The organism is Sorangium sp. So ce448 (assembly GCF_051520915.1).
Classification (GTDB): Bacteria; Myxococcota_A; Polyangia; order Polyangiales; family Polyangiaceae; genus Sorangium; species Sorangium cellulosum_B.
On record NZ_CP150343.1, the window covers coordinates 11821140 to 11832403 of the forward strand.

The window sequence follows — 11264 nt, forward strand, 5'->3', positions numbered from 1 at the left end:
GAGGAGAAGCTGCGCGCCTATCTCAAGAAGGCGATGGGCGAGCTCGAGCAAGCGCACCAGCGCTTGCGCGCGGCCGAGAGCCAGCAGGGCGCCCCGATCGCGATCGTCGCCATGGGCTGCCGCTTCCCGGGCGGCGTCCGCTCGCCGGAGGACTTCTGGCGCCTGCTCGACGAGGGCCGCGACGCGATCTCGGAGCTCCCCGCGAACCGCGGCTGGAAGATCGACGAGCTGCACGCCGGCGACCAGGACGGCGGCAGACGCCTGGCGCGGGCGGGCGGGTTCGTCGCGGACGCGGACGAGTTCGACCCGGCCTTCTTCGGGATCAGCCCCCGCGAGACCATCGCCATCGATCCGCAGCAGCGCCTGCTGCTCGAGACCGCGTGGGAGGCCCTCGAGCGCGCGGCGATCGACCCCGCCACGCTCCACGGCAGCCGGAGCGGCGTGTTCATCGGCATCACCCACAACGAATACGGCGGCGAGCAGCTCACCGCGCCCGGGGGCGCGGAGGACCTGAAGGGCTACGTGATCAGCGGGCGCGCGGCGAGCATCGCCTCGGGTCGCGTCGCGTACACGCTCGGCCTCGAGGGGCCGGCGATCAGCGTGGACACGGCGTGCAGCTCGTCGCTCGTCGCCATCCACCTCGCCTGCCAGTCGCTGCGGGACGGCGAGTGCGATCTCGCGCTCGCCGGCGGCGCGACGGTCATCGCCACGCCAAGCATCTTCGCCGAGTTCGGGACGCAGCACGCCGGCTCGCCCGACGGGCGGTGCAAGTCCTTCTCCGCCGAGGCCGACGGCGCGGGCTGGGCCGAAGGCGCCGGCGTGCTCGTCCTCATGCGCCTCTCGGACGCGCAGCGGGACGGCCGCCCCATCCTCGCCGTCCTCCGCGGCTCGGCCGTCAACCAGGACGGGAGGAGCCAGGGCCTCACCGCCCCGAGCGGTCCCGCCCAGGAGCGCGTGATCCGTCAGGCGCTCGCGAGCGCGCGCCTCTCGCCAGGGGACGTCGACGCCGTGGAGGCGCACGGCACCGGCACGAAGCTGGGCGACCCCATCGAGGCGCACGCGCTCCTCGCGGCCTACGGCGAGGCGCGCTCGAAGGAGAGCCCGCTCTGGCTCGGCAGCCTCAAGTCCAACCTCGGCCACATGCAGGCGGCCGCGGGCGTCGGCGGCGTCATGAAGATCGTCCTCGCGCTGCAGCACCGCGTCTGGCCGAGGACGCTGCACGCCGAGCGTCCGTCTCCGCGCATCGACTGGTCGCCCGGCACCGTCCGCCTCCTGAACGAGCCCGTCGCGTTCGAGGACGGCGACCGCCCCCGGCGCGCGGGCGTCTCCTCGTTCGGCCTGTCCGGCACGAACGCTCACGTGATCCTGGAGCAAGCGCCCAGGGCGACCGCCGAGCCCACCGAGCCGGCGCCGCGGCCCGCCGTCCTGCCGTTCCTCCTGTCGGCGAAGAGCGACACGGCCCTCCGCGCGAACGCCGGTCGCCTGCGCGCCTACCTCGAAGCGCGCCCCGATCTCGATCTCGCGGACGTCGCCTTCTCGCTCGCGACGACGCGCTCGCACTTCCCGCGCCGCGCGGCGGTGGTCACGGGGGATCGCCAGGCGCTCCTCGACGCCCTCGCGGCGCTCCGCGACGGGGGCGCGACGCCGTGCACGACGCTCGGCCACGCGGAAGCCCGCGGCAAGGTGGTGTTCGTCTTCCCCGGCCAGGGGTCGCAGTGGGCGGGGATGGCGCTCTCGCTGCTCGACGGCGCGCCCGCCTTCCGGGCGCAATTCGAGGCCTGCGCGCGCGCCCTCTCGACGCATTTCGACTGGTCGCTCGTCGCCGCGCTGCGCGGGGACGAGGGCGCGCCCTCCCTCGAGGACATCGACGTCGTTCAGCCGCTGCTCTTCACCGTGATGGTGTCGCTCGCTGCGCTGTGGCGCTCGATGGGCGTGGAGCCCGAGGCCATCGCCGGCTTCAGCCAGGGTGAGATCGCCGCGGCCTACGTCTCCGGCGCGCTCTCGCTCGACGACGCGGCGAGCATCGTCGCGCGGCGCAGCCGGATGCTCGCGCGGATCTCCGGGCAAGGCGCGACGCTCTCCATCGAGCTCCCCGCCGCCGAGGTCAAGGAGCGCATCGCTCGGTTCGGCGACGCCCTCTCGATCGCCGCGATCAACAGCGCGCGATCCACCCTCGTGTCCGGCGAGCCCGCCGCCATCGAGTCGCTCCTCGCCGAGCTCGGCGCGGCGAACGTCTTCGCGCGCAGGGTGCGGACCAGCGCGGTCGCCGCCCACAACGCGCAGATGGAGGCGTTCCGCGGCGAGGTGCTGCGCGCCTTCGCGCACCTGGCCCCGCGCGCGGCCTCGATCCCGCTCTACTCCACGGTGACCGGCGCGAAGCTCGCCGGCGCCGAGCTCGACGCCGCGTACTGGTTCCGGAACCTCCGCGACACGGTCCTCTTCGAGGAGGCCACGCGCGCGCTCCTCGCCGACGGCCACGGCTTCTTCGTCGAGGTGAGCCCGCACCCGGTCCTCGCCCTCGCCGTGCAGGACACCATCGAGGGCTCGGGCGCCGCGGCGAGCGTCGTCGGCTCCCTGCGCCGCGACCAGGGCGACCTCGCGCGCTTCCTGTCCTCGCTCGCCGAGCTCCACGCGCGCGGCGGCCGCGTCGATTGGAAGGTCTTTTTCAAAAGCCTCGCGCCGCGCCGCGTCGAGCTCCCGACCTACGCGTTCGACCGCGACCGGTTCTGGCTCGATCCGCCCGCGCCCGGCGGCGAGAAGGCCGCGCCGTCCGCGCCGGAGGACACCGAGTTCTGGCGCGCGGTGGAGAAGGGCGACGTCGAGTCGCTCGCTCGGGAGCTGGGCCTCGGCGAGGCCGAGAACCGGCTCTCGCTGGCGAGCCTCCTCCCCACGCTGACCACGTTTCATCGCGGCAGAAAGACGAAGAGCGCGCTCGACGCCTTGCGGTACCGCGTCGCGTGGAAGGCCCTCGCGAGCGCGGGCAAGGGCGACGTCGCCGGCGACTGGCTCCTCGTCGCGCCGAGCCGCGGCGAGGAGGACCTCGCCGCCCTGCTCACGGGCGCGCTCACGGAGCGAGGGGCCCGCGTGACGGCGCTGTCCGTCGCCGAGGGGGACGCCGACCGCGCCGCCCTCGCCGCGCGTGTCCGCGAGGCGGTCGCGGACGGCGCGGCCCTGCGGGGCGTCCTCTCCCTCGTCCCCCTCGACGAGACGCCGCTCCGCGCGCACCCCGCGCTCTCCACTGGGCTCGCGCTCACCCTCGCCCTCGTGCAGGCGCTCGGCGACGCGGGCGTCGGGGCGCCGCTCTGGCTGCTCACGCGCGGCGCCGTGTCGGTCGGGCGCGCCGAGGCGATCGCGCGCCCCGTGCAGGCGATGGCCTGGGGGCTCGGCCGCGTCGTCGGGCGCGAGCACCCGGAGCGCTGGGGAGGGCTCGTCGACCTGCCGGGCGCGCTCGACGCGAGGGCGGTGGACCGGCTCGTCGGCGCGATCGGCCGGCGCGACGGGGAGGACGAGCTCGCGCTGCGCGCCACGGGTCTGCTCGCGCGGCGGCTCGTCCGGGCGCCGCTCGGCGACGCCGGGGCGGCCCGCGCCTGGAAGCCCCGGGGCACCGTCCTCGTGACCGGGGGCACGGGCCCGAGCGGCGCGCACGTGACGCGCTGGCTCGCCGAGCGAGGGGCGACCCACCTCGTGCTCGCGGGCCGCGGCGGCCCCGAGGACGCCGCGGGCGGGCTGCGCGAGGCGCTCGAGGCGCTCGGCGCGCGGGTCACGCTCGCCGCCTGCGACGTGTCCGATGGGGCCGCCCTCGCGGCGCTCCTCGAGCGGCTCGAGGCCGACGGCTCCCCCGTGGAGGCCGTCGTACACGCGGCCGACGCCGCCCCCGAGGCGCCGCTCGCCGCGACCACGATCGCCGCGCTCGCGGCCGTCGTCGGCGAGAAGGCGGCCTCGGCGCGACACCTCCACGATCTCTTGAGCGAGCGGCCGCTCGACGCGTTCGTGATGTTCTCTTCGGGCTCGGGCGTCTGGGGCGCGCGCCAGCAGGGCCCGGACGCGGCCGCCAGCGCCTTCCTCGACGCGCTGGCGGAGCAGCGCCGGGCGCTCGACCTGACGGCGACCTGCATCGCGTGGGGCGCGTGGGGCGAGCCCGCGGACGCCGACGCGCCGAGCCACCGCCTGCGGCGCCACGGGCTCTCGCTGATGGCGCCCTCGCTCGCCCTCGCGGCCCTCGCGCAGGCGCTGGATCACGGCGAGACGCACCTCGCGGTCGCCGACATCGACTGGGCTCGCTTCACGCCCTCCTTTGCATCGGCGCGCCCCTCGCCGCTCCTCCTCGATCTGCCGGAGGCGCGCCGCGCGCTGGAGGGCATAGCGGACGGCGCCTCGTCGCGCGCTCCGGAGGCGGAGCTCCTCTCCGCGCTCGGCCAGCTCCCGGAGCAGGAGCGCTCCGCGCGCATCGCCTCGCTCGTGCTCGCTGAGACGGCCTCCGTCCTCGGGCACCCCGACCCGCTCCGCATCGAGCCGCAGAAGGGCTTCTTCGAGCTCGGCCTCGACTCGCTCATGGCCGTCGAGCTGCGGCGCCGCATCGAGCGCGCGACGGGCATCAAGCTGCCCGCCACGCTCGCGTTCGACCACCCCTCGCCGCAAGCGCTCGCGCGGTTCTTGCGCGAGCGCCTGGCCCCCGCCCTCGGCACGCCCGCCGCGCTCGCCGGCGATCGACGTGAGGCGCGTGAGGCGCGTGAGGCGCGCGAGGCGCCCCGCCTGGCGAGCGACCACGGCGACGAGCCGATCGCGATCGTGGGCCTCGCGCTCCGCTTGCCGGGCGGCGCGACCGACCTCGAGAGCTTCTGGGAGCTGCTCGCCGAAGGGCGCGACGCCGTGGCGCCCATCCCCGAGAGCCGCTGGGACGCGGGCGCGCTCTACGACGCGGACCCCGAGGCCAAGGGCAAGTGCTACGTGCGAGACGCCGCCCTGCTCGACGGCGTCGACCTCTTCGACGCGGGCTTCTTCGGCGTGAACCCGCGCGAGGCGCGGCGCATCGACCCGCAGCACCGGCTCCTCCTCGAGACCGCGTGGCAGGTCCTCGAGCAGGCCGGCATCGTCCCCGCCTCGCTCAAGGACTCGCGGACGGGCGTCTTCGTCGGGGCGGGCACCAACGACTACGCGTACATGCAGCAGGGCGCGGAGGCCGACGCGTACTCCACGATGGGCGCCGCGCCGTTCGCCGCCGGGCGGCTCGCCTTCGCGCTCGGCCTGCAGGGGCCGGCGCTGACCGTCGACACCGCGTGCTCGTCCTCCCTCGTCGCGCTCCACCTCGCGTGCCAGTCCTTGCGCAGCGGCGAGTGCGACCTCGCGCTCGCGGCGGGCGCGACGGTGATCACGTCGCCCGAGCTCTTCGTCGTGTTCTCGCGCACCCGCGCGCTCTCCCCCGACGGCCGCTGCAAGACCTTCTCGGCGAGCGCCGACGGCTTCGGGTGCAGCGAGGGCGTCGTCGTCCTCGCCCTCGAGCGCCTCGGCGACGCAGAGGCGCGCGGGCGCGACATCCTCGCGGTCGTCCGGGGGACGGCGGTCAACCACGACGGGGCCTCGAGCGGGATCACCGTTCCGAACGGCAGCTCGCAGCAGAAGGTCCTCCGCGCGGCGCTCGAGGACGCGCGCCTCTCGCCCGCGGACATCGACGTCGTGGAGTGCCACGGGACGGGGACGTCGCTCGGCGATCCGATCGAGGTCCAGGCGCTCGGCGCCGTCTACGGCGAGGGGCGCGACGCCGCGCGCCCGCTGCTCCTCGGCGCGGTGAAGACCAACATCGGGCACAGCGAGTACGCCGCCGGCCTCGCCGGCCTCGCCAAGGTCGTCGCGTCGCTGCGCCACGACGCCCTCCCGGCGACGCTCCACGCGAGCCCGCGCAACCCCCACATCGACTGGGACGGGCTCCCGGTCCACGTCGTCGAGGCCCTGCGCCCCTGGCCGCGGCGCGACGCGGGCCCGCGCCGCGCGGGCGTCTCGGCGTTCGGCCTCTCGGGCACCAACGCGCACGCGATCGTCGAGGAGTGGCAGCGGCCGGAGGCCACGCCGGCGGAGCCGTCGCGCGAGGCGCCCGCGGCGCTCCCCGTGCTCCTCTCCGCGAAGACCGAAGGCGCCCTCCGCGAACAAGCGCAGCGCCTCCGCGCACACCTCGACGCGCACCCGGACCTCGACCTCCTCGACGTCGCGGCGTCGCTCGCCACCGCGCGCACGCACTTCGATCAGCGCGCGGCCGTGATCGCCGCCGATCGGCAGGCGCTCCTCGACGCGCTCGCCGCGCTGGGCGAGGGGCGCGCGGCCCCGAACGTCGCGCTCGGCCGGAGGGAGGTCGGGGGCAGGGTCGCCTTCGTGTTCCCCGGACAGGGCTCGCAGTGGGCGGGCATGGCGCGCTCGCTCCTCGAGACGTCCACGGTCTTCCGCGAGCGCCTCGAGGCCTGCGAGCACGCGCTGGTCCCCCACGTCGACTGGTCGCTCCTCGCCGTGCTGCGCGGCGACGCGGGGGCGCCGTCCCTGGATCGCGTCGACGTCGTGCAGCCGGTCCTCTTCGCGGTCATGGTCGCGCTGGCGGCGCTCTGGCGGTCCGTGGGCGTCGAGCCCGACGCCGTGGTCGGCCACAGCCAGGGGGAGATCGCCGCGGCCTGCGTGGCCGGCGCCCTGTCCCTCGAGGACGCCGCCAAGATCGTCGCGCTGCGGAGCCGGGCGCTGACCAGGCTCTCCGGGCGGGGCGGCATGGCGGCCGTCGAGCTCGAGGCGAGCGCGCTCGAGGCGCGGCTCGCGCGCTTCGGCGGGCGCCTCTCCATCGCGGCCGTCAACGGCGCCCGCGCCGCGCTCGTCTCGGGCGAGCCCGAGGCGCTCGACGCGCTCCTCGACGAGCTCGCGGCGGCGCAGGTCTTCGCGAGGAAGGTGCGCGTCGACTACGCCTCGCACTCGGCGCAGATCGACGCGGTCCGCCAGGAGCTCATGACCGAGCTCGCCGGCGTCCAGCCGCGGCCCGCCGCGATCCCGCTCTACTCGACCGTCACCGGGGAGAAGCTCGACGGGACGGAGCTCGACGCCGGCTATTGGTACCGGAACCTCCGCCAGACCGTCCGCTTCGCCGACGCCATGGCGCGCCTGCTCTCCGCCGGGCACCGCTTCTTCGTCGAGGTGAGCCCGCACCCCGTGCTGACGCTGGCGCTCGACGAGAACATCGAGCGCTCGGGGCTCTGCGCCGTCGTCGTGAGCTCCCTCCGGCGCGAGGAGGGCGAGCTCTCGCGGCTGCTCCTCTCGCTCGGCGAGCTCCACGCGCGGGGCTACGCGATCGATTGGTCGAGCTTCTTCGCCCCCTTCGGCCCGCGTCGGATCGCCTTGCCGACGTACGCGTTCCAGCGCGAGCGCTTCTGGCTCGAGGCCTCCAAGAAGGCGAGCGCCGACGTCGCGTCCGCCGGGCTCGTCTCCGCCGATCACCCGTTGCTCGGCGCCTGGGTCGCGCTCGCGGAGACCGGCGGGTTCATCTTCACGGGGCGGCTCTCGGTGGCCGAGCAACCCTGGCTCGCGGGGCACGCGGTGCTGGGGACCGTCATCCTGCCGGGCGCCGCGTTCGTGGAGCTCGCGCTCGCGGCGGCTCACTCCGTCGGCATGGGCCGGATCGAAGAGCTCACGCTCGAAGCGCCGCTCGCGCTCCCTGCGACAGGGGCGGTGCTGCTCCAGCTCGCCGTCGGCGCTCCGGACGAGGGTGGCCATCGGCCGCTCGCGCTTCACGCGCGCTCCGAAGACGCGCCGGACGAGGCGACCTGGACCCGGCACGCGAGCGGATCCCTGGCCCCCACGAGCGGAGCTCTCGCCTTCGATCTGCGCGCCTGGCCGCCTCGCGGGGCGGCGCCTCTGGTCACCGACGGCCTGTACGAGCGCCTCGCCGACCTGGGGTACAGCTACGGCCCGGACTTTCGAGGGCTGCGCGCGGCCTGGAGAGACGGCGACGCGCTCTTCGCCGAGGTCGAGCTCCCGGAGGCGACCGCGAAGGACGCCGGTCGCTTCGCGCTTCACCCCGCGCTGCTCGACGCGGCCTTGCACGCGCTCCTGGCCGATGGATCCCCCCACGGAGGCGAGGTCGGCCTGCCGTTCTCGTGGACCGGCGTCTCGCTCCGCGCCGTGGGTGCCTCGACGCTCCGCGTGCGCCTCACGCGCCGCGAGCGCGACGCGAGCCTCTCGCTCGCGATCGCCGACGCGACGGGCGAGCCGGTCGCCTCGATCGACGACCTCGTGACGCGCGCGGTCTCGCCCGCCGAGCTCCGCGGCGGCCCCGCGGCGCGCGATGACGCCCCGCTGCTCGTCGAGTGGACCGAGGTCGAGCTCCCCCCCTCGACGTCGCCGGCGCACGGCGCCTGGGCGCTCGTCGGCGCGCACGATCTCGCGCTGGCGCACGCGTTGCAATCCTCCCCGCTCACCGTCGCGAGCCCCTCGGACCTCGCCGCGCTCAGGGCGTCGCTCGATGAGGGCGCGGCGCCGCCCGACGTGCTCGTCTTCGGGTGCTCCGCGAGCGCGCCCCGCGAGAGCGCGGCGGAGCTCGCCGCCGCCGTCCACGACGCGACCGGGAACGCGCTCACCCTGCTGCAAGAGTGGCTCGAGGACGAGCGCCTCTCTGCTTGCAAGACGGTGGTGCTCACCCGCGGCGCGGTCGCGGCGAGCGCCGAGGAAGGCGCTCCGGGCCTCGCGGACGCGACGATCGCGGGGCTCGTCCGCTCGGCGCAGGCCGAGAGCCCGGATCGAACCTTGTTGCTCGTCGACCTCGACGACACCGACGCGTCTCGCCGCGCGCTGCCCGCCGCGGTCGCGGCCGTGCTCGAGGCGTCCGAAGCGCAGATCGCGCTGCGCGCCGGGCGCGTCCTCGTCCCGAGGATCGCGCGGCCGCGCGCCGGCGCCGCGCTGGTCGTCCCGGAGGCTCCGGCGTGGCATCTGGCGATCGGCGCGAAGGGCACGCTCGAGAGCCTCGCGCTGGTGGAATACCCCGAGGCGGCGGCGCCGCTCGCCCACGGCCAGCTCCGGATCTCCGTTCGCGCGGCTGGGCTCAATTTCCGGGACGTGCTCGAGGCCCTCGGCATGTACCCCGGCGAAGCGAAGCCGCTCGGCGGCGAGGGGGCCGGCGTCGTCAGCGAGGTCGGCCCTGGCGTCACCGACCTCGAGCCGGGCGACCGGGTGATGGGGCTCTTCCTCGCGGCGTTCGCGCCGATGGTCGTCGTGGACCGCCGCCTCGTGACGAGGATGCCCGAGGGATGGTCCTTCCTCGAAGCGGCGGCCACGCCGATCGCGTTCCTCACCGCCTATCACGGCCTCGTGCGCCTCGCTCGCCTCGAGCGCGGCGAGCGCGTGCTCATCCACGCGGCGGCGGGCGGGGTCGGCATGGCGGCGGTGCAGATCGCTCGCCACCTCGGCGCCGAGGTCTTCGCGACCGCGAGCCCGGGCAAGTGGGACGCGCTGCGCGCGCGGGGCCTCGACGACGCGCACCTCCAGTCCTCGCGCGCGCTCGATTTCGAGCCCCGCTTCCTCGCCTCGACGCAGGGAGGCGGCGTGGACGTCGTCCTCAACTCGCTCGCGCGGGAGTTCGTGGACGCGTCCCTCCGCCTCATGCCCCGAGGCGGGCGGTTCGTCGATATGGGCAAGACCGATCTGCGCGACGCGAGCGCCGTCGCGGCGGCCCACCCCGGCATCAGGTACCGAGCCTTCGACCTCATCGACGAGGGCCCCGATCGCATCCAGGAGATGCTCGGCGAGCTCCTCGCCCTGTTCGAGAGGGGCGCGCTTCGTCCCCTGCCCGTCACGCCGTACGACATCCGGCGGGCCCCCACGGCCTTCCGCGGCTTCGCGCAAGCCCGCCATGTCGGCAAGGTCGCCTTCACCGTCCCTCGTCGGCTGTCACCCGAGGGCACCGTCCTCATCACGGGCGGGACCGGCACGCTCGGCGGCCTCGTCGCCCGCCACCTCGCGGAGCGCCACGGGATCAAGCACCTGCTCCTCACGTCGAGGCGCGGCGCCGACGCGCCCGGGGCCGACCTCCTGAAGCGCGACCTCGAAGCGCTCGGCGCGCGCGTCACGCTCGCCGCGTGCGACGCCGCCGATCGGCGAGCGCTCGAGGCGCTCCTCGCATCCGTGCCCGGAGAGCGCCCGCTCACGGCGGTCATCCACGCCGCCGGCGCGCTCGACGACGGCATGCTCTCCTCCTTGACCCCGGCGCGGCTCGGGCCGGTGTTGCGCGCCAAGGTCGACGCCGCCCTCCACCTCCATGAGCTCACGCGGAAGCTCGATCTCTCCGCGTTCGTGCTGTTCTCCTCGCTCGCCGGCATCTTCGGCGGCCCGGGTCAGGGCAGCTACAGCGCCGCGAACGCCTTCCTGGATGCGCTCGCGCAAGCGCGGAAGGCGGAGGGGCTCGCGGCCCATTCGCTCGACTGGGGTCACTGGGCGGAGGCGAGCGGCCTCACCGCGCAGATGGGCGAGGCCGACCTGCGCCGGCTCGCGCGCGGCGGCTTGCGCGCGTTCTCTTCCGAGCAGGGCCTCGCCCTCCTCGACGCCGCCCTCGCTCGACCGGAGCCCGCGCTCGTGCTCGCGCACTTCGACGTCGCGAAGATCCAGGCGAACGCGCAGGCGGCAGCGCCGCTGCTCCGCGGCCTCCTCCGAGCGAAGGGCGCGCGTCGGGTCGCCGCGAACGCGCGGAGCGCCTCCACGCTGAAGGAGCGCCTCCTCTCGATGCCCGAGGCCGATCGAGGCCAGGCGCTGCTCGATCTCGTCCGCTCCGAGGTCGCCACGGTCCTCGGGCTCGCTTCCGCGAGCAGCCTCGACGTGCGCCGCCCGCTCCAAGAGCTCGGCCTCGACTCGCTCATCGCCGTCGAGCTCCGCAACCGCCTCGCCGCCGCGTCGGGCCTGCGCTTGCCGGCGACGCTGCTCTTCGATCACCCGACGGTGAACGCGGTCGCGGAGCTCCTCCTCGGCAAGCTGATCGGGGCCAGCCGTCCGCGCGCCGAGCGCGCGCCGGACGACGAGCACGTCCGTCGCGCGCTCGCGTCGCTCTCCGTCGCGCGCCTGAGGGAGGCTGGCCTGCTCGAGCCGCTGCTGCGCCTCGCGGAGCGAGAGAGCGCGGCGACCGGCTCGACCGAGCCGAAGAAGCCCGCGAGCAAGATCGCCACGATGGATGTCGCCGACCTGGTCCGACTCGCGCTGAGCAACGCAAAGGATCCGCGATCTTCCGAGGGGAGCGAGGGCGTTCATGAGTAATCCGC

Annotated in this window: 1 protein-coding gene; it reads left to right on the top strand. The window is 75.5% G+C overall.

Annotated elements, in window-relative coordinates; genetic code table 11:
* The first annotated feature begins 9 nt into the window (after positions 1-9).
* Positions 10-11259, top strand: a complete 11250-nt coding sequence (locus WMF45_RS44720; RefSeq protein WP_437719646.1) for a type I polyketide synthase — start codon at positions 10-12, stop codon at positions 11257-11259.
* Positions 11260-11264: the final 5 nt, after the last annotated feature.